General features: G+C 75.1%; 20 protein-coding genes, 1 tRNA gene and 2 pseudogenes. 11 read left to right on the plus strand and 12 right to left on the minus strand.

Going from position 1 to position 18,711, the window contains the following annotated elements; genetic code table 11:
- Positions 1-19 precede the first annotated feature (19 nt).
- Entirely contained in the window at positions 20-913 is an 894-nt protein-coding gene (iolB, locus tag ACZ4V6_RS27805) for a 5-deoxy-glucuronate isomerase (protein WP_467832694.1), read from the plus strand.
- Positions 910-2,784: a 3D-(3,5/4)-trihydroxycyclohexane-1,2-dione acylhydrolase (decyclizing) gene (gene iolD, locus ACZ4V6_RS27810; protein ID WP_467832700.1), complete on the plus strand. Its 1,875-nt coding sequence runs from the start codon at positions 910-912 to the stop codon at positions 2,782-2,784. The genes iolB and iolD overlap by 4 nt, the downstream gene beginning before the upstream one ends.
- Here the strand turns inward: iolD and ACZ4V6_RS27815 are convergent.
- From ACZ4V6_RS27815 to ACZ4V6_RS27840, 6 genes are read right to left on the minus strand one after another with little or no spacing between them, the layout of a single operon-like run.
- Complete coding sequence (locus tag ACZ4V6_RS27815) at positions 2,775-3,479, minus strand: NUDIX domain-containing protein (RefSeq protein ID WP_467832703.1); 705 nt, start codon at positions 3,477-3,479, stop codon at positions 2,775-2,777. The genes iolD and ACZ4V6_RS27815 overlap by 10 nt on opposite strands.
- Positions 3,480-3,531: 52 nt before the next feature.
- Complete coding sequence (locus ACZ4V6_RS27820) at positions 3,532-4,386, minus strand: alpha/beta fold hydrolase (RefSeq protein ID WP_467832706.1); 855 nt, start codon at positions 4,384-4,386, stop codon at positions 3,532-3,534.
- A gap of 2 nt (positions 4,387-4,388) precedes the next feature.
- Positions 4,389-5,387, minus strand: coding sequence for an amidohydrolase family protein (locus ACZ4V6_RS27825; protein WP_467832710.1), 999 nt, complete (start codon positions 5,385-5,387; stop codon positions 4,389-4,391).
- Positions 5,371-5,604, minus strand: a complete 234-nt coding sequence (locus ACZ4V6_RS27830) for a DUF1427 family protein (protein ID WP_467832712.1) — start codon at positions 5,602-5,604, stop codon at positions 5,371-5,373. The genes ACZ4V6_RS27825 and ACZ4V6_RS27830 overlap by 17 nt, the downstream gene beginning before the upstream one ends.
- The gene (locus ACZ4V6_RS27835; protein ID WP_467832715.1) at positions 5,601-5,747 is read right to left on the minus strand and encodes a DUF1427 family protein; all 147 of its coding nucleotides are present in this window, start codon (positions 5,745-5,747) and stop codon (positions 5,601-5,603) included. Before ACZ4V6_RS27835 ends, ACZ4V6_RS27830 begins: the two co-directional genes overlap by 4 nt.
- Before the next feature lie 7 nt (positions 5,748-5,754).
- Positions 5,755-6,309 carry a quercetin 2,3-dioxygenase gene (locus ACZ4V6_RS27840; RefSeq protein ID WP_467832718.1) on the minus strand — a complete coding sequence of 185 codons (555 nt, stop codon included), beginning with the start codon at positions 6,307-6,309 and terminating at the stop codon, positions 5,755-5,757.
- Between the two features lie 152 nt (positions 6,310-6,461).
- On the opposite strand from ACZ4V6_RS27840, the gene ACZ4V6_RS27845 reads away from it, so the two are divergent.
- Entirely contained in the window at positions 6,462-6,914 is a 453-nt protein-coding gene (locus ACZ4V6_RS27845) for a MarR family winged helix-turn-helix transcriptional regulator (RefSeq protein WP_467832719.1), read from the plus strand.
- Between the two features lie 115 nt (positions 6,915-7,029).
- Positions 7,030-7,275: a DUF5133 domain-containing protein gene (locus ACZ4V6_RS27850; protein ID WP_467832722.1), complete on the plus strand. Its 246-nt coding sequence runs from the start codon at positions 7,030-7,032 to the stop codon at positions 7,273-7,275.
- Positions 7,276-7,694: 419 nt separating this feature from the next.
- On the opposite strand, the pseudogene ACZ4V6_RS27855 reads toward ACZ4V6_RS27850, so the two are convergent.
- Positions 7,695-8,099, minus strand: a pseudogene (locus tag ACZ4V6_RS27855) (CAP domain-containing protein); the annotation flags it as partial.
- A 101-nt stretch (positions 8,100-8,200) separates the two neighbouring features.
- Here ACZ4V6_RS27855 and ACZ4V6_RS27860 point away from each other — a divergent pair.
- The 3 genes from ACZ4V6_RS27860 (at position 8,201) to ACZ4V6_RS27870 (ending at position 9,995) form a co-directional block, all read left to right on the plus strand.
- Positions 8,201-8,332, plus strand: coding sequence for a hypothetical protein (locus tag ACZ4V6_RS27860; protein WP_467832723.1), 132 nt, complete (start codon positions 8,201-8,203; stop codon positions 8,330-8,332).
- A 94-nt stretch (positions 8,333-8,426) separates the two neighbouring features.
- Positions 8,427-9,065 (plus strand): HD domain-containing protein, encoded by a 639-nt coding sequence (locus tag ACZ4V6_RS27865; protein WP_467832725.1) that lies wholly within the window; start codon positions 8,427-8,429, stop codon positions 9,063-9,065.
- A 9-nt stretch (positions 9,066-9,074) separates the two neighbouring features.
- Positions 9,075-9,995: an NADP-dependent oxidoreductase gene (locus ACZ4V6_RS27870; protein WP_467832727.1), complete on the plus strand. Its 921-nt coding sequence runs from the start codon at positions 9,075-9,077 to the stop codon at positions 9,993-9,995.
- 102 nt (positions 9,996-10,097) lie between these two features.
- Here the strand turns inward: ACZ4V6_RS27870 and ACZ4V6_RS27875 are convergent, their stop codons facing one another.
- The 3 genes from ACZ4V6_RS27875 to ACZ4V6_RS27885 form a co-directional block, all read right to left on the minus strand.
- Complete coding sequence (locus tag ACZ4V6_RS27875; protein WP_467832729.1) at positions 10,098-10,445, minus strand: MerR family transcriptional regulator; 348 nt, start codon at positions 10,443-10,445, stop codon at positions 10,098-10,100.
- 472 nt (positions 10,446-10,917) lie between these two features.
- A complete protein-coding gene (locus ACZ4V6_RS27880) occupies positions 10,918-11,643 on the minus strand; it encodes a dienelactone hydrolase family protein (RefSeq protein ID WP_467832732.1) in 726 nt (241 codons plus the stop codon).
- Positions 11,644-12,007: 364 nt separating this feature from the next.
- Positions 12,008-12,081 (minus strand) — tRNA-Pro (locus ACZ4V6_RS27885).
- Positions 12,082-12,181: 100 nt separating this feature from the next.
- Between ACZ4V6_RS27885 and ACZ4V6_RS27890 the strand changes: the two genes are divergently transcribed.
- The 3 genes and pseudogenes from ACZ4V6_RS27890 to ACZ4V6_RS27900 all read left to right on the plus strand — a co-directional run.
- Positions 12,182-12,709, plus strand: a complete 528-nt coding sequence (locus ACZ4V6_RS27890; RefSeq protein WP_467832734.1) for a DUF309 domain-containing protein — start codon at positions 12,182-12,184, stop codon at positions 12,707-12,709.
- A gap of 90 nt (positions 12,710-12,799) precedes the next feature.
- Positions 12,800-13,573 carry a precorrin-6A synthase (deacetylating) gene (gene cobF / locus ACZ4V6_RS27895; RefSeq protein WP_467832736.1) on the plus strand — a complete coding sequence of 258 codons (774 nt, stop codon included), beginning with the start codon at positions 12,800-12,802 and terminating at the stop codon, positions 13,571-13,573.
- Between the two features lie 109 nt (positions 13,574-13,682).
- Positions 13,683-14,380 (plus strand): annotated as a pseudogene (locus ACZ4V6_RS27900) (MFS transporter); the annotation flags it as partial.
- Between the two features lie 97 nt (positions 14,381-14,477).
- On the opposite strand, the gene ACZ4V6_RS27905 reads toward ACZ4V6_RS27900, so the two are convergent.
- Together ACZ4V6_RS27905 and ACZ4V6_RS27910 are read right to left on the minus strand one after the other, a co-directional pair.
- Positions 14,478-15,227, minus strand: a complete 750-nt coding sequence (locus ACZ4V6_RS27905) for a cobalt-precorrin-6A reductase (RefSeq protein ID WP_467832738.1) — start codon at positions 15,225-15,227, stop codon at positions 14,478-14,480.
- Between the two features lie 164 nt (positions 15,228-15,391).
- Complete coding sequence (locus tag ACZ4V6_RS27910) at positions 15,392-16,114, minus strand: DUF4232 domain-containing protein (protein WP_467832740.1); 723 nt, start codon at positions 16,112-16,114, stop codon at positions 15,392-15,394.
- A gap of 279 nt (positions 16,115-16,393) precedes the next feature.
- Here ACZ4V6_RS27910 and ACZ4V6_RS27915 point away from each other — a divergent pair, with 279 nt between their 5' ends.
- On the plus strand, positions 16,394-18,703 hold the full coding sequence (locus ACZ4V6_RS27915) for an ATP-binding protein (protein WP_467832742.1): 2,310 nt from the start codon (positions 16,394-16,396) through the stop codon (positions 18,701-18,703).
- Positions 18,704-18,711 lie beyond the last annotated feature (8 nt).

An 18,711-nucleotide genomic window follows, 5' to 3' on the forward strand; every position in this document is an offset into this window, starting at 1 on the left:
GAGAACAGGAGAGGACCCGATGACGTATCACCTTCCCGCGGGCGAGGCGGCGGACGGCCCGTACGCCGTGGACGTGACGCCCGAGAAGGCCGGCTGGGACCGTTCCGGTCTGCGCGTGCTCCACCTGCCGCCCGGCGGCGGCCACACCTTCGACAGCGGCGCCGGCGAGTGGATCGTCCTCCCGCTCGCCGGCGGCTGCACGGTCGCCACCACCGGCGACTTCGGCCGGGAAGTCTTCGAACTGACCGGCCGCGCCGACGTGTTCAGCGGCGTCACCGACTTCGCGTACGTACCGCGCGACGCCCGTACGACGGTGACCTCCGCCGGCGGCGGCCGGTTCGCGCTCGCGGGCGCCCGCTGCGACCGCCGTCTGCCCGCCCGCCACGGCCCGGCGTCGTCGGTGCCGGTGGAGCTGCGGGGCACCGGCACCTGCTCGCGGCAGGTCAACAACTTCGCCGCCGCCGGCGTCTTCGCGTGCGACAGGCTGATCGCGGTCGAGGTGATCACCCCGGGCGGCAACTGGTCCTCGTTCCCGCCGCACAAGCACGACGAGCACCGCCCCGGCGAGGAGTCCGTGCTGGAGGAGATCTACTACTTCGAGTTCGCCGGCCACGACGGCACCCCCGGCCTCGGCTACCAGCGGGTCTCGCCGTCCGGGCGGGGACGGGGCACGGACGTGCTGGCCGAGGTCCGCGACGGGGACGTGGTCCTGATCCCCGACGGCTGGCACGGACCGTCGATGGCCGTACCGGGCCACCACATGTACTACCTCAACGTCATGGCGGGCCCGGGGGCCGAGCGCGCCTGGCTGATCCGCGACCACCCCGACCACGCCTGGATCCGCGACACCTGGCCCGAGCAGCCGGTCGACCCCCGGCTCCCCCTCTACACCGCACCGGAGAGGTCCGCATGAGCGCCGCCGTCACCCGCCGCCTGACCACCGCCCAGGCGCTGATGCGCTTCCTGGCCGCCCAGTACACCGAACGCGACGGCGTACGGCACCGTCTGATCACCGGCACCTGGGGCGTCTTCGGCCACGGCAACGTGGCCGGCATCGGGCAGGCGCTCGTCGAGTACGCCGACGTCATGCCGTACCACCAGGGCCGCAACGAACAGGCCATGGTGCACGCGGCCGTCGGCCACGCCCGCCAGCTCAACCGCCTGTCCGCGCAGGCCGTGACGACGTCGATCGGCCCGGGTGCCACGAACCTGGTCACCGGCGCCGCCCTCGCCACGGTCAACCGTCTGCCGGTCCTCCTGCTCCCCGGCGACTACTTCGCCTCGCACGCGGCCGACCCGCTGCTCCAGCAGCTGGAACACCCGACCGAGGCCGACGTGTCCGTCAACGACACCCTGCGCCCGGTGTCCCGGTACTTCGACCGCGTCACCCGCCCGGACGCCCTGATCGCCTCCGCGCTCCGGGCGATGCGGGTGCTGAGCGACCCGGCCGAGACCGGCGCGGTCACCCTCGCCCTCCCCCAGGACGTGCAGGCGCAGGCGTACGACTGGCCCGAGGAGTTCTTCGCCGACCGCGTCTGGCACGTGCGGCGGCCCGCCCCCGATCCGGCGGAACTGGCCGAGGCGGTCCGGGCGGTCCGCGCCGCCGAGCGCCCGCTGATCGTCGCGGGCGGCGGCGTCCACCACAGCGAGGCCGAGGAGGCGCTGAGGGCGTTCACGGACGCCACCGGCATCCCGGTCGCCTCCACCCAGGCCGGCAAGGGCTCCCTGCGCCACGACCACCCGGCCGACCTCGGCGGCATCGGCCACACCGGCACCGCCGTCAGCGACGACCTGGCCCGCACCGCGGACCTGGTGATCGGTGTCGGCACCCGCTACTCGGACTTCACCACGGCCTCCGGCACCCTCTTCCGGCGCCCGGACGTCCGCTTCCTGAACCTCAACATCACCGCCTTCGACGCCCACAAGCTCGCCGCCCGCACCCTGGTCTGCGACGCGCGCGCCGGCCTCACGCTGCTGACGGACGCCCTCGCGGGACACCGGGTGGCGCCGTCGTACGAAGCGGAGTACCGCGCGGGCAAGAAGCGCTGGGAACGGGTCGTGGAAGCCGCCCTGACGGCGGACGACGACAACGCCGTCCCGACGCAGACCCAGGTGCTGGGGGCGCTGGACGCGGTGGTCGGCGACGACGACGTGGTGATCAACGCGGCCGGTTCGCTCCCCGGCGACCTGCACAAGCTCTGGCGGGCCCGCTCCCCGCGCCAGTACCACCTGGAGTACGGCTACTCGTGCATGGGCTACGAGATCCCGGCCGCGCTCGGCGTGCAGCAGGCGGCGCCCGGGACACCCGTGTGGGCGCTGGTCGGCGACGGCACCTACCTGATGAACCCGACGGAGATCGTCACCGCCGTGCAGGAGAACCTGCCCGTCAAGCTGGTCGTCGTGCAGAACCACGGCTACGCCTCCATCGGCGGCCTGTCCGAGTCGGTCGGCGCCGAGCGCTTCGGCACCGCCTACCGCCACCGCGCCGCCGACGGCACCTTCACCGGCGCCCCGCTGCCCGTCGACCTCGCCGCCAACGCGGCCAGCCTCGGCATGGAGGTGCTGCGCGCCAAGACGGTGCGCGAGCTGCGGGAGGCGCTGGCGGCGGCCCGTGCGGCGACCCGCCCGACCTGCGTCCACGTCGAGACGGATCCGGCGGTGACCGCTCCCGGGGCCGAGGCCTGGTGGGACGTGCCGGTGGCCGAGGTCTCCGCCCGCCCGGCCGCCGCCGACGCCCGCGCCCGGTACGAGCGCGCCGCCGCCGACCGCCGCCGTCACCTCTGACGTCCCGGCCCCGGGCCTCGATCGCCTTCGCGGAGGGGGGCGAAGGGGCCCTCCAGCGCCGCCCACTGGAGCAGCATGATGGTCTTGGCGTCGCAGATCTCGCCGGTGCGGATCATCTCCAGGGCCCGGTGGAAGGGGAGTTCGAGGATCTCGATGTCCTCGCCCTCCTCGTGCAGGCCGCCGCCCTCGTGGGTGCGGGTGGCGGGGCCGTAGGCGGCGGCGTAGAAGCCGACGCGTTCGGTGACCGAGCCGGGGCTCATGTACACGTCGAAGACGTGCCGGACCTCACCGACGGTGTGTCCGGTCTCCTCGACGACCTCGCGCCGCACGGCGGCCTCGGGGTGCTCGTCCTCGTCGTCGAGCACCCCGCCGGGGGTCTCGATCAGCATGCCGTCGGGGTGGCCGTTGACGTACGCGGGCAGGCGGAACTGACGGGTGAGCAGGACCGTTCCGCGGTCGGTGTCGTGGAGCAGCACGGTGGCGCCGTTGCCGCGGTCGTGCGTCTCGCGCTCCTGGGTGCTCCAGGTGCCGTCGGCGCGCTGGAGGTCGAAGGTGGTGGTGCGTTCGACGTACCAGTGGCTGGAGAGGAGCCGGACGTCGCGGATCCTGACGCGCGGGTTGCCGGTCAGGTCCTGGCCGGCCCGGTCGAGTCCGGTGCGGCCCCGCTGGTCCGGGGTGTCGATCCCGGCGGTCATCGGGGGCCGTCCGGCGTTGCGGGGTGGGGCAAGGTGGTCATGCCCGCTTCTATCACTCCGTCCGGCTCCGCACGAAGTCGAGGGAGGAGGTGAAGCAGTGTTCCACGTCCGCCTCGGCCGCCCCGATCCACAGGTGATCGGCTCCGGCGACGGTCCGGAGGACGGCCCGTGCGCCGACCGCCCGGAGCGCCGACGCCAGGGCCTCTCCCTGGGCGACGGGGATGACCGTGTCCCCGTCCCCGTGCAGGATCAGGAAGGGCGGGGCGCCCGGCGTGACCCGGGCGGCCGGGCTGGCCGCGCGGGCGCGTTCCGGGACCTCGGCGGCGGGGGCGCCGAGCAGTGCCGCCTCGGGGGTGTGCGGGGGCGCGGCGGTGAGGTCGGTCGCGCCGTACCAGACGACGCAGCCGCGCAGGGGCGGCCCGGCGGTGAGGGCGAGGAGGGCGGCGAGGTGGCCGCCCGCGGACTCGCCCCAGGCGACGATCCGGTCGGGGTCGACGCCGAGGTCGGCGGCACGGGTGCGCAGCCACGCCAGCGCCGCGGCGAGGTCCTCCAGCGGGGCGGGGAAGGCGGCCTCGCCGCTGAGCCGGTAGTCGGGGCAGACGACGGCGAACCCGGCCCGGGCGAGGCGGGCGAAGGGGCCGGGCCGCCAGGTGCGCAAGCGCGGGCCCGGGTCGTCGCGCAGTCCGGTGCGCCAGGCGCCGCCGTGCACGAAGACGATGACGGGCAGCGGCCCGTCGGGGGCCTCCTCGGGGAGCCACACGTCGAGTTCCAGGGGCCTGCTGCCGTCGTGCACGGCGTACGGGACCGCGCGCAGCAGCCGTACGCCGTCGGCGGGGTGCGCGGCGGGCGGCAGGGGCAGGGCCGTGGGGTCGGGCGGGGCGAGGTACGGGGCGAGTCGGGGATGCACGGTCACTCCTCGGGGGTCCGGGTGGGCCGGCCGGCCAGGCGGGGCAGCAGCCGGCGGGCGTTGTCCGTCGTCAGGGACCGCCAGTCGGCGGCGCCCGCCGGCGCCGGCGCCGCGTCGACAATGGCGACGTGGGCGTCCACGCCGCGCGCGGGCGTCCAGCAGTAGTCGCTGCCGTACAGCAGCCGGTCCGGCTCGACCAGGGAGAGGAGCGCGGGGACCTGGCGCGGGAAGGCGGGCCCGGCCATGTCGTAGTGCAGGCGCCGCAGTTGTTCCACGGCGTCGGGGGCGTCACCCGCCCGGTCGGGCAGGAAGAGCTTCATGAAGCCGTTGACGCGGTCGGCGAGCACGGGCAGCGCGCCGCCGCAGTGCGGGACGATCACCCGCAGGCCCGGGTGGCGTTCCAGGGTGCCCGCCAGGAGCAGGTCGGTGACGGTGCGGGCGGTGTCGAAGACGAACTCGACCATGGGGCGCGGCCGTCCGAGGGCGGACCGCTCCCAGCACACGGGGGAGGTCGGGTGCAGGAAGACGACGGCGCGGCGGCGGCCGAGCTCGGCGAAGAGGGGTTCCAGGCGCGTGTCGCCCAGGTAGACGCCGTGGGTGTTGGTCTCCAGGACGACGCCGTCGGCGCCGAGTCCGTCGAAGGCGTACGCCACCTCGGCCAGGGCGCCGTCCACGTCGGGCAGCGGGAGGGAGGCGAAGAAGCCGAAGCGGTCCGGGTGTCCGGCGGTGACCCGGGCGGCCTCCTCGTTCATCTCGCGGGCCAGGCGGCGGGCGGCCGCGTCGTCGCCGAAGTGCACCCCGGGGGACGACACGGAAAGGATCGCGGTGCTGATGCCGACCCGGTCCATCAGCTCCAGGTGGGCTTCGGCGGACCAGCCGGGCCAGGCGGGCACACCGTCGGGCAGTTCGTGGCCGGCGGCCTTCGCCTGCCGGACGTAGGAGTCGGTGACGAAGTGGGCGTGGACGTCGACGAAGCCTGTCCGCTCATCCGGTGCGGTCATGGGCCTCTCCTTTCGCGGTGTGGTGTCTCGATGCGGCGATCCGGCCGCGCCCCCAGGTGACGGCGCGCTCGCCGAGGACGATGCCGAGCAGTCCGGTGAGGCCGATCAGGGGCGGGGCGGGCGAGGTGACGCCGAGGGCCCAGTAGACGGCGCCCGTCAGCAGCCCCGCCCCGAGGCTGACGGCGGGGCCGCGCAGGCGCGCGAGCCGGGGCTTCACAGCGCCCCCGGCAGGGCCTGGCCGGCCAGCATGCCCAGCAGGCCGAACAGGGCCACCGGCGGGGGCGCCGGGGACCTCACCTTCAGGGCGGCGTACAGCGCGCCCACGAGAGCGCCGGCGAGCAGCGCCCGTACGTACGCCATGGCGGTCTCAGCTCCCCGTGCGCCACTGGTGGTCGGGCAGGAAGGTCACGTCGTACTGCTGCGGCACGGTGCCGAACTTGTGCGGCTCGGGCACGAACGGCTGCCTGGGCAGGCCGAGTTCGTCCGTGTCGGTGCCGAGGCTCTCGAAGAACCGCTCGAAGGTGCCGCCGGGGCCGGCGGCGACGCCGACGATCTGGCTGTGGTGGCGCTCGATGCGGTAGGCGTGCGGGCAGTTCTTCGGCACGAAGCCGAAGTCGCCGACGGTGAGCAGCTTCTCGTGCTGCTCGCCCTCGAGGTCCTCGACGAAGAGGCGGACGGCCCCCTGGGTGACGAAGAAGACCTCGTAGGTGTCGGGGTGGGAGTGGGCCGGGATGATGTCGCCCTTGGGGCCGTCGCAGGTGAAGAAGTTGAAGGTGTTCTCGGTCTGCGGACCGCCCGCGTAGATCGTGAACAGGTCGCCGAAGAGGTGGGCGCGGTCCCCCATGCCCTTCTCGATGAAGTAGGGCTTGCCCGGTTCGGCGGGGATGAGGGAGTGGGTGCGCCTGGCGAATTCGATGGTCACGGAAAGCCTCCGGATGCGCTTTGTCAGGTTGCCTGACGTTTGTTGCGTGTCAGGTTACCTGACGATCGGGTCGGGCGACACCCCTCGCGACGGCGGGAGCACCGCGTCACCCGCCCACCCGTATGCTCGTGGCCCGAGGAGTCCGAGGAGTCATGACACAAGCGAAGGAAGCCGCCCGGAACATGCCCCTGCTGCTGGCAGGCGCCAGGCGCTGGTTCGACGACGCGCTGATGGCGAGCATGCGGGCGGCCGGCGAGCAGCCGCTGAGCAGCGCCCAGGGACAGGTCTTCGCCCTCCTGGACGCGGAGGGCACCACGGTCGCCGAACTGGCCCGCCGCCTCGGCGTCACCCGGCAGACCGCCCACCAGGCGGTGCACGGCCTGGTCTCCCTCGGCCTGCTGGAGCAGGTCCCGGACCCCTCCTCGGCACGCAACCGCCTGATCCGCATCACCGCGGAGGGCGTCCGCGTCCACCGGCGCGCGCAGGCGACCCTCGCCGTCATCGAGGGCGTGCTGGCCGAGCGCATCGGCGAGGAGGCCGCGGCCGCCCTGCGCGCGGCGCTGATCGTGCCGCGCGGGGAGCCGCCGGTGGTCCGGGCACCGTGAGACCGCCGACACGGATGCATACCGAGAAGCGGCGGGGGCACACGTGTTCGCGGAATCCGCGGTGACGGTTGTCACGGGACCGCCCGATCAGCCCGTCTGTGAAAGAGGTTGTGCTTTGCTGCTGCCCGCCGAGAAGGAACTGCGCGCGGTGCTGGCCCGTTTCGCCCAGGCCCGCTTCCGTCACGACCTGGAGCCCACCGGCCGTTCGAGCCGGGAGCTGGAAGACACCTCGTACACGCTGTGCGTGATGACGGGCACCCGGTCGGTGGACCAGGCGCTCGTCGCCGCCGACGCCCTCCTGGAGCAGCTTCGGGCGGGCCGTGAACGGGCCGTCAAGGCCGACCAGGGCCTGGCCGCTTGACCTGACCGGAGAGGGGCGGGCGCGGAGCGGCCGCCGCCCCCGCCCCCGCCCCGCACACCGGTCGGGGCCCGCCTTCCGGTACGGACCGGCCGGGCGGCGCCGGGTCCGTCACCGTTCGCTGACGAACGGTGCGCCGGTTCCGTGCTGCCGCCAGGCCGCGTCGAGGCGTACGGGCCGGTCCGCGCGCGGGAGGCGGCACGCCGGCGCGTCGTGCACCTCGGCAGGCGCCCGGCCGGACCGGCGCCGCCGGGACCACGGTCGCGTCGGCCGGTCCCCCGGCAGGCGGTTCGGTTCTCGCCGGCCGGCTCCCCCGCGTTCTCCCGGAACCGGCCGATCGTGTTCCCCGCCGGGCCGCAGCCGCAGACGACGTACGTCCGGTACGACTCCTCGCCGTCCGGCTTCCCCGCGGCCCGGCCGCAGCCGAGCGTGTCGGTCGGCTTCCGCACGACCTGCGTGAAGGGGCCGGTGTCGGGCGAGCAGCCGGGCCGGTCCCCGTCGTAGCCGCCCGTCCAGCGCGCCTCGTACCAGAACCGCACGGCCTCCTCGCACGAGGCCGGCCCGTTCCCGTAGGCGGCGGACCAGTAGCGGTTCTCGCCCCAGCCCCCCGTCTCCCGCGGCGGCGTGGGTCCGTCCCGGGTCGAAGCGGCCCGGGCGCGGCTCGCGGCGTGCGCGACGGCCTCGTCGTCCAGGCGCGGCGGCGGGGCGCCGTGACGGGCGCGGTACTGGTCGTGGGCCGCGAAGCCCTCCTCGTCGGACGCCTCGTCCGTGGCGTCGGGCAGCGGTGGACGCCCGTCCACCGCCTGCACGGGCCGCACCGTGACCACGGCGGTCGACGCCGCCGCCCGGCGGCGCTGCCGTCGACGGGGATCCGCATGCCGGTCGAGGAGGCGACGTCGGCAGCGGCCGTCGGCACCAGGGCGATCCGGTGGTCGGCGCCGAGCAGGTCCGCTTCGCCGAACACTTCGGCGGGGCCGGCGACGTCGAGCAGTTCGACCCCGTCGTGGACGAGGATCGCCACGCGATGCGTACCGGATCTCACGGGCTCATCCTGGGATGAGTGGGTTCGAGTGGTTCATGGCCGGACCGCTCCCATGGTGGAGCACGGGCGCGCGGTCCGTTCGCAGTACATCGCACCGGAAAGCACGGACACCATGACCGACGTCATCGCAGGAACGGAAATTCCCGGGACTCCGGCCGTCACGGAGGCCACGGAATTCCTGAGAGGGAGAACGAGTCCCCTGCTCTTCCACCACTCCCGGCGTGTTTTTCTCTTCGGTTCCCTCCACGCGCGCCGACTGGGTCTCCGGCCCGATCCAGAGTTGCTCTACATCTCGGCGGTCTTCCACGACGTGGGCCTTCTGATCCCGTTCTCGGACGCGCAGCAGCGTTTCGAGCTGGACGGCGCCGACCACGCGCGGAAGTTCCTGCGCGACCGCGGGTTCTCCCCAAGCGCCGCCGAGGCCGTCTGGACGTCGATCGCCCTGCACACGACGCCGGGGATTCCCGCCCGGATGGGGCCCGAGACGGCTGCCACGAACTACGGCGTGCTGACCGACGCGGTCGGCTGGGGGCTGGACGAGCTGGACGGCTACCAGGTGGACGAAATCGTCGCCGCCCATCCGCGTGGTGATTTCAAGAAGGAGTTCTTGCAGGCATTCGTCGACGGCCTCGAAGACCGCCCGGACACCACGTACGGAACCGTGAACGCGGACATCCTGGAACACTTCCTTCCCGGTTTCCGCCGTACGTCCATGGTCGAGCGCGTCATCGACGCGCCCTGGCCGGAGTGAGGAGTGCACGTGCAAGCCATCACCGTCCGAGACCGCGAGGCCGGGGTCGCGGGGCTGACCCTGGAGGACCTTCCCCGTCCCCACGCCGCGGAGAACGACGTCATCGTGCGGGTGCACGCCGCGGGCTTCACTCGGGGGGAGCTCGACTGGCCCGCGTCCTGGACCGACCGCGCCGGCCGCGACCGCACCCCGAGCGTGCCCGGCCACGAGGTGTCGGGGGTGGTGAGCGGACTCGGTTACGGAACGACCGGCCTCACCGTCGGTCAGCGGGTCTTCGGGCCGACCGACTGGACCCGCGACGGCTCGCTCGCCGAGTACGTCGCCGTGGAGGCCCGCAACCTCGCGCCCCTCCCCGCCGACGTCGACCACACGGTGGCGGCCGCACTGCCGATCTCCGGACTGACCGCGTGGCAGGGCCTGTTCGACCACGCCCGTCTCGTCACCGGCCAGAGCGTCCTGATCCACGGCGCCGCGGGCGGTGTCGGTTCGATCGCCGTCCAGCTCGCCCGCGAGGCGGGTGCCCGCGTGGTCGGCACGGGTCGCGCCGCCGACCGGGGCACCGCGCTCGGCCTGGGCGCGCACGCGTTCCTCGATCTGGAGAACGACCGGTGGGAGGAGGCCGGGCAGGCCGACGTCGTGTTCGACGTGATCGGCGGCGACGTCCTGGCCCGTTCGGCTTCGCTCGTGCGGGCCGGCGGCACGCTCGTCACCATCGCCCAGCCGCCCACCGTACGTCCGGACGACGGGCGGTCCGTCTTCTTCGTGGTGGAACCGGACCGCGCACGCCTCGCCGACCTCGCCCGGCGGCTGCGGGACGGACGGCTCCGGGTGCGGGTCGGCGCGGTGCGGCCGCTCGCGGAGGCCGCCGACGCGCTCGCCCGGCGTCAGCGCGTCCCCGGCCGCACCGTCATCCGGGTCGCCGAGGACTGAGGGGGACGGGGCGGACGGTCCGGTGCTGCGGGGCGACGAGGGCGTCCGGCCTGCCCCTTCCGTACCCCGCAGCCCAGCGGTCCGTCCTGCGGGGGTCGGGCGTCAGACCGAGCTCCTCGGCTGCGTGCCGGTGGCCTGGGCCGCGCGGAGTTCTTCGTTGATGCGCTGGGCTTCTTCCAGCTGGTCCTCGAGGATGACGATCCGGCAGGCGGCTTCGACGGCGGTGCCGGCGTCGACCAGTTCGCGGGCGCGGGCGGCGATGCGCAGCTGGTAGCGGGAGTAGCGGCGGTGGCCGCCTTCGGAGCGCAGCGGGGTGATCAGGCGGTGTTCGCCCAGGGCGCGCAGGAAGGCGGGGGTGGTGCCGAGCATCTCGGCGGCCCGGCCCATGGTGTAGGCGGGGTAATCGTCGTCGTCGAGGTTGTCGACGGGGCGGGAACTGCCAGGGGGCATAGACCTCTTCTTCCGGGTGACGCGTCGGGGGGCCCGGGCGCCGACCGGCGCCCGGGCCCCGAGCTTTCCACACCATCTACCGGCTGACTGCGCCGGGCTTCTGTATCCGTAGGTTCCGCCCGAGAGGGCGGGCTTGCGGGGATCGCGGCTGCGTGACCGAGGACCACCTTCCCATCCGGGGTCTGCGGTACCCGGGCGGTTCCACCTGCCCGGGCGATCCTGATGGCGTTCGGCTCCTTGTCTCTCTCGATCGATCTTTCCGTACTGCTGCTCGCACGGCAGTTCGTCTCTGCCGTGCCCTTCGACTTCTGGGCTACACCCAGAACAGTAGCCCCCGCCCGGGGCAATGTCTACATCGGCCAGTGCAGATTTACTCCATCCAGAGGCATCCGGATTCTTCCCCTGTCACGCCCGGAACCGGTGACCCGGGCATGTCGGGCCCCGCTCGGGGCGGCCGCTCGTCCCGACCGGATCACTCCGTCAGGGGCAGACACTCGGCGAGCAGGTCCACGATGTCGCGCCAGGCCCGCCGCGCGTGCCGTGGGTGGGGGCCGACACCCGGCAGCAGGGGCTGGTCGACCGGCGGGTGGTGGAAGGCGTGCAGGGCGCCGCCGTAGACCACGAGGCGCCAGTCGACGCCCGCGGCCTGCATCTCGGCGGTGAACGCGTCGCGTTGCCCGGCCGGCATGATCGGGTCCTCCGACCCGACCCCGGCCCACACCGGGCAGCGGATGCGCGCCGCCTCACCCGGCCGGCCCGTGGTCAGCCCGTTGACCGTCCCGATCGCCCGCAGGTCGACGCCGTCGCGCCCGAGCTCCAGTCCGACCGCGCCCCCGGTGCCGTAGCCGACGGCGGCGATGCGGTCGGGGTCGGTCCGCGGTTCGGCCCGCAACACGTCGAGCGCCGCGTGGCCGATGCCCCGCATCCGGCCGGGGTCGGCGAGCAGCGGCAGGCAACGGGCCAGCATCTCCTCGGGGTCGGTCAGATGGCGCCCGCCGTGGAGGTCGAAGGCCAGCACCACGTATCCCAGTTCGGCGAGCGCGTCGGCCCGCCGGCGCTCGACGTCGCTGAGCCCCGGGCCCTCCGGTCCGAGCAGCACCGCGGGCCGGCGGCCGGTGCCGGCCGGCAGCGCGAGGTGCCCGACCATCGTCAGGCCGTCGGCGGGGTACTCGACCGTGCGCGTCGTCATCGTCGTCATGCGGCTCGACCGTAACGAGCGTCGAGCCGGCCGGGGCGTCGTTCTGCTGACGGCAGAGCACGGCGAGCGGGCCCGCGGAACCCGGCGACGGCTCGCACGGGCCGTCCCGGCGGACGGAGGCGGCGGCGCAGGGCACTTGGAGCGGACGGGCGCCCTTCTCGCACCGGCTCCCGCGGTCCGCTGCGGCTCCGTCGACTTCGCCGGCGGGACCGCTCCGCCGTGGTCACCTTCCCGGGGAGGGCCGAAGGTCTGCTCGCCGCCGGCGCCCGGCCGAGGCCGCGGTCCGCACCGACAGGCCCGACGACGACCGAAGGCCGGTCCCGGATCTCTCCGGCACCGGCCTTCGGCCTACGACTCTCACGAGTCGGGACGACAGGATTTGAACCTGCGACCCCTTGACCCCCAGTCAAGTGCGCTACCAAGCTGCGCCACGTCCCGATGTACTCACACGCGGTGCACCGCGCGATCACGCGGACAGCACTTTACCCCACACCCCGGGCTACGCCTAAGCGGGGACGGACGAGGGACAATCGGCCTCATGGACAGCCCTGCCGACAGCACAGCCTCGGACCGCCCGGCGGACCCGCGGGACCGCGACGACGAGGGACGGGCCCGCAACGCCCGGCCCCGGGACGGGCTGGGGCGGCCGCTGCCGTACGGCGCCGAGGGTGTCCCCCGCCAGCCCGAGGGCGTCGTACGGGCCCCCGACGAGACGGTCGCCGAGGCGCAGCGGCTGCTGGACGAGGGCAAGCCCTTCCACGCGCACGAGGTCTTCGAGGACGCCTGGAAGTCGGGCCCCGAGGAGGAGCGGGAGCTGTGGCGGGGCCTGGCCCAGCTGGCCGTCGGGCTCACGCACGCGGCGCGCGGCAACGTCACCGGCGGGGCCAGGCTGCTGCGGCGCGGGGCCGGGGCCGTGACGCGGTGGGCGGCGTCGGAGCACGGGCGGGAGCGGCCGTACGGGATGGATCTGGCCGCGGCCGCCGGATGGGCCCGGGAGCTGGCGCGGGACGTGGAGGGCGGCACGCCGGTGGACGCGGGGGCCCGGGCACCGCGGCTGCGGGGCTGAACGCCCTCCCCGGGCCCCTCGGCCGAGCTGCCGCGGGGCCGGGGGCGGCCCGGCCGGGGCGTCGTCGGTGGCGTACGGCAGACTCGGGGCGTGCGGAAGATTCATGTCATCGGTATCGGCGCGGGCGACCCCGACCAGCTCACCCTCCAGGCGGTCCGGGCGTTGCGGAGCACGGACGTGTTCTTCGTCCTGGACAAGGGCGAGGCGAAGGCGGACCTGGTGCGGCTGCGCCGGGACATGCTGGAGGCGCACGTGCCGGAGGGCACGTACCGGATCGTCGAGGCGCGTGACCCGGAGCGGGACCGCACCGCGGGCGGCTCGGCGTACTCCCCCGCCGTCGGGGACTGGCGCAGCGCCCGCGCCGGCATCTACGAGCGGCTGATCGCCGAGGAACTGGGCGAGGACGAGAGCGGAGCGTTCCTGGTCTGGGGCGACCCGGCGCTGTACGACAGCACGCTGGGCATCCTGGAGGAGATCCTGGACCGGGGCGCGGTGACGTTCGCGTACGACGTCGTGCCCGGCATCAGCAGCGTCTCCTCGCTCGTCGCCCGGCACCGGACCGGGCTGAACCGGGTCGCGCGCCCGGTGCAGATCACGACCGGGCGGCGTCTCGCCGAGGGCTTCCCGGAGGGCGTGGACGACGTGGTGGTGATGCTGGACGCCCACCAGACCTTCCGGCGGTACGCGGACCAGGACATCGACATCTACTGGGGCGCGTACCTGGGCACCCCGGACGAGATCCTCGCCTCCGGCCCGATCGCCGAGGCCGCGCCCCGCATCGAGCGGCTGCGCGCCGAGGCCCGGGAGCGCAAGGGCTGGATCATGGACACGTACCTGCTGCGGCGCAACCCGGGGGACTGGTAGGGCCTGCCGCCGGGCGGTGCCCGGGCGGACCGTCCCCGCGCGCGTGGCCCGTGCACGGGTGTGATCGTGACCGGGTGACAGCCGCCGGGGGAACGCCACGGACCGCCGCGTGTGGGACCCGGGCGGCGCCGCGCACATGTCGTGGAGGGCACCTCGTACCTGCTCACGGAGACCGTGGCGACGGTGCCGGTCGGCGGGTTCGGCGACCTGTTCGGCCGCAGGGTGGTCCTCCAGGTCCCGGCGATCGTGTTCATCACCGGCTCGTTCCTGTGCGGGCCGGCCACGGACGTGCCGCTGCCGATCGCCCGGCGGACCGTGCAGGGCATCGGCGCGGGCGGGCCGACGGTCACGTCGATGACGCTGATCGCGGACGTCGTCCCGCTGCGCGAACGCGGCGGGTACCAGGGCGCCGTCGGCGCGGTGTCCGGGGGCGCGGCGGTCGTCGGGCCGTTGCCGGGCGGGCTGTTCACCGACCGCCTGTCCTGGCGCTGGGCGTTCCGCGTCGACGTGCCCGTCGCGGTCGTCGTCGTGATCGCCGCCGCCCGCACCGCCCCGGTGGTGAAGCCGGCCGTCCGGCCCGTCGTCGACCGCCCGGGCATCGCCCTGGTCGCCCTCGGCGCGAGCGCGCTGGTCCTGACGACGAGCCGGGGCGGCGACGAGTACGCCTGGGGCTCGGGCGTGATCACCGGCCTGTTCGCGGGTGGACCGATCGCGCTCGCCCCGTTCTGCCCGGTGGAGACCCGGGCGGCCGAACCGGTGCCGCCGAAGCGGCTGTTCGCCGACCCGGTGTTCACGGTCCGCTCGATCCGCCGGGTGCGGCAGCCGGTCCCGAGGCGGCGCACTGGGACGGCGGGAGCACCCGTGACCGGGCGCGGACTCCGCCGGCCGCGGGCGCGCCGTCCCGTCAGGGCGCGTCGAGGCCCAGCCGCTCCAGGACGCCGGGCACGTCGGGCACCACGGGCACGCCCCCCGGCGGCGGCGGCCGGCGCACGACCACCACCGGCAGGGCGAGGTCCCGGGCCGCCGTCAGTTTGGCCGCGGTGGCCGCTCCCCCGCTGTCCTTGGTCACCAGTACGTCGATGCGGTGGTCGCGCAGGACGGCGGTCTCGTCGGCCACCGTGAACGGTCCGCGGGCCAGCAGCACCCGGGTGTCCGGCGGGAGGGGAGGCTCGGGGGGCTCCACCGAGCGGGCGACGAAGTGGAGGCCGGCCAGGTGCGCGAAGGCCCCCAGGCCCAGGCGGCCGGTGGTCAGGAGGACGCGGCGGCCGAGTCCCGGCAGCAGGCCGGCCGCCTCCGGGAGGGACGCGACCGGGTGCCACCGGTCACCGGGGCCGGGGTGCCAGCCCGGCCGGCGCAGGATCACCAAGGGGGTTCCGCAGGCCGCCGCGGCGCGTACCGCGTTCGCCGTGATGGTCTCGGCGAAGGGGTGGGTCGCGTCGACGAGGGCGGCCACGCGCTGTTCGCGCAGCCAGGCGGCGAGCCCCTCCGCACCGCCGAAGCCGCCGGTCCGCACCTCCCCGGCGAGCGCCCCCGGCCGGGTCACCCGCCCCGCCAGCGATGTCGTCACCCGTACCCCGGGCCGGTCCGCGAGGGCGGCGGCGAGGCGGCGGGCCTCGGTGGTGCCGCCGAGGACGAGGACGTGCGGGATCGGCATGGCGTCGAGGGTACGAGGTGCCCGGTCCGGGCACACCGCCGACTCCGGTGCGGTACCGCGGCCGCTGCGGACGGGCGGTGGGCGCGGACGCACCGGCGCGGCCCGGCTCTCGGTGCCGGCGCGAGCGCGTCACCCGAGGCGGCTGTCGTCCCCTCCGGCGGGGTTCAGAAGTCGTCCGCCCCGTTGCGGAGTTCGGGCGTCCAGTAGCCGGTGAGCGCCTTCGCCGGGTCGACGGCGATGCCGTCGCCACCGGGCGCGGTGACGGCGATGACCGTGGAGTCGCCCTCCAGCACGACGGAGAACGCCGACACGGGTTCGTTGTCCTCGTCGACCCCGCCGTCCGACAGCTTCACCAGGGCGTAGGCCGGGGCTCCCGCCTGGAGCACGACCGGCGTGGCCGGCTTGCTCTTGGCGACGGCCGGGACGTCCTGCTTGTGGCTCTCCAGGAACTGGATGTGCGGGAAGCCCGTCAGCCGGCAGGAGTGCCCCGTGGTGTTCTTCGCCGTGAGGACGATGTGGGTGTAGGGCGGGCCGTCCTGCGTGGCGGCGGTGACGCGGACGTCCCCGGCGGTGCAGACCGGGGTGGAGGCGGTCACCTGCTTGCCGGTCGCGCCGGACTCGCCCGCGGAGGCGTCGGCGGAGCCCGCCGGGTCCTCCGGTCCCGCCGAGCGAGCGGAGCCGGCCGGTCCCGCCGCGCCGGACGCGCCGGTGCCCTCGCCGGCCGGCGTCCCGGCGGCCGCCGGGGACGACGCCGCCGTGGCCGGGGCGGACGGCGCGGACGCCGACTCGGGGGCCGCGTCGCTCTGGCAGGCGGTGAGGGACAGGACGAGGGCGGTGCCCGCGACGGCGAGCAGCGTGGAGCGTCGGCGCGGAGTACTGCGGTTCATGTGAGGGATCCCCGTTCGGTGAGCTACGGCATGTGTGCCACGGTCGTTCGACGGCGGGTGGTCCGGACCTCTCCCGGACCCGCGCCGGCTCCGGGCCCCGGCGGATCCGTCGCCGAGGCACCCGGATCGGTCAGGCCCGGGTGGGGCGTTCCGCGTCGGCCTTCAGTCGATCACTTCCGACCCCGGCCGACCAGGCAGTTCTCCCAGCAGAAGTACCGTCGGCGATACTTCTGCCGGTGGCTCGCGTCCGGACGGGCCGGACGATCGGGGACACCGACGGTGCACGACGGCACGCCTTCGGCGGGGGACTTCGGGCTGCGGTTGCGCGACCTGCGGATCCGCGCCGGTCTGAGCCAGGAAGCGCTGTCCCACGCGGCGGGTGTGAGCGTCAGGGCCCTGGCCGACATGGAACGCGGCCGTACCCGGGGGCCTCAGCGCCGTACGGTGCAGGCGCTGGCCGACGCGCTGGAGCTGGACGGCGACGAGGCGGCGGGCCTGGAGAGGGCCGCCTCCCTCGGCCGTCCGCGCCCCCGGGCGGCCACCGGCCCCGCCGGGGGCGGCATCCTGGCCCTGCCGCGCGACATCCATGACTTCACCGCCCGCGGTCCGGCCCTCGCCGAGCTGCTGGACCTGGCGCTGGACACCGGTCCGGGCCGGCCGGCGGTCACCGTGGTCGCCGGGCAGCCCGGGCTCGGCAAGACCGCGTTCGCGGTGCACGCCGCGCACCGTCTCGCCCCGCACTTCCCGGACGGGCAGATCGCCCTGGACCTGCACGGCATGGACCCCGAGCCGATCACCCCGCGGGACGCGCTGGCCCGGCTGCTCGGCGCGACGGGGGTCGCCGACGCGGCCATCCCGGCCGGCGCCGACGACCGCGCCGGCCTGTGGCGGTCCCTGGTCGCCGAGCGGCGCGTGCTCGTGCTGCTGGACAACGCCGCCGACGAGTCCCAGGTCGCTCCCCTGCTGCCCGGCACCGGTCCGTCCCTGACCATCGTCACCAGCCGCCACGCCCTGGCGGGTCTGGAGTCCGTCCACCGCACCGATCTGGCCCTGCTGCGGCGCGAGGAGGCGGTGGAACTGCTGACCCGCATCATCGGCCCGGACCGGGTGCGGGCCGAGGCACAGGCCGCACGCGACCTCGCCGATCTGTGCGGGCACCTGCCGCTGGCCGTCCGGATCGCCGGCCAGCGGCTCCTCGGCCGGCCGCACGAACGCCTCGGCAAGCTCGTCACCCGCCTCGCCGCCGAGGGCCGGCGCCTCGACGGCCTCCAGGCCGGAAGCCTGCGGGTGCGTGCCGCCTTCGCGCTCTCCTACCGGCAACTCTCCCCGCGATCACGGACGGTGCTACGGCGCGCCGCGCTGGCCGCCGGAGCGGACTTCAGCCCCGGGACCGCCGCGCTCCTGGCCGGCCTGTCCCACGACGACGCGGTCGCCTGCGCCGAGGAACTGACCGACGCCGGACTGCTCCAGAGCGACGCCGACGCCGAACGGTACCGCTTCCACGACCTGCTCAGGCTCTACGCGGCCGAGCAGGTGGAGGCCGAGGACGGCCCCGAGGTCCGCGACGCCGCCCTCGACCGGACCGAGTCCTGGGTGCTGCGCCGGGCCACCGCCGCCGCGCTGCACTTCGACGTCGACCACGAACGCGTCGCGTCCCAGGGCGACCCGGACCCGGACACGGCGCCCGCCGGCCGGGAAGAGGCACGGGCCTGGCTGGAGGCCGAGCGGTCCCAGTGGCTCGCCGCGCTGCGCCGGGCCCACGAAGGCGGCCGGCACCGGCAGGTCCTGGACGCGGCGAAGGCGATGCACTGGTTCTCCGACCTCAACCAGCACTGGGAGCAGTGGGTGGAGGTGTTCCGGCGCTCCGCCGACTCCGCCCGCCGGCTCGGCAGCAGGCAGGAGGAGGCCGTCCACCTCAACTACCTCGCCTGGGCCCACAACCTCTGCGTGCACGATCCCCGTGCCGCCCTGACGAGCGCCGACGCGGCACTCGCGGCGGCCCGCGAGTGCGGGGACGGGCTTCAGGAGGGGTGGGCGCTGGGTTACGGGGCGGGCGCGCTGCACCGGCTGGGGCGCATGGACGAAGCCCAGGAGCGACTGCGCGAGGCGGCCCGCCGTCTCGCCTCGCAGGAGTCCCCGCAGGGGAGGCTGGCCGAGCTGTCGATCCTCAACACCCTCGGGATGCTCGTGCGGGATTCCGGCCGGGCGGAGGAGGCGCTGGACATCCACCGCCGCAGCGAGCGGATCTGCCGGGCGGGGGTCCCGGGCCGTACGCGGGAGGTGATCGCGGTGTACCAGGCGGTCGCCCGGCAGCAGATCGGCAACGACCTGGCGGCCCTGGAACGCTGGCACGAGGCCGAGGCGCCGCTGCGGCAGGCCCTCGCCGCCTTCGACGCCGCGCAGATGCCGGCCTGGACGGAGGGGGCCCGGCTGGACCTGGGCCGCGTGCTCGGCGCCGTGGGACACCCCGACGCCCGGGAGACACTGCTCGCCGCCCGCGACGCCCTCGCCGCGCTGAGGAGCCCGCGGCAGGTGGAGGCCGCCGCCGCACTCACCGCGCTCGACAAAGCCGCCACCGGCGCCGCCTGACCGCCGGC

Source organism: Streptomyces sp. NPDC029152 (genome assembly GCF_055564355.1).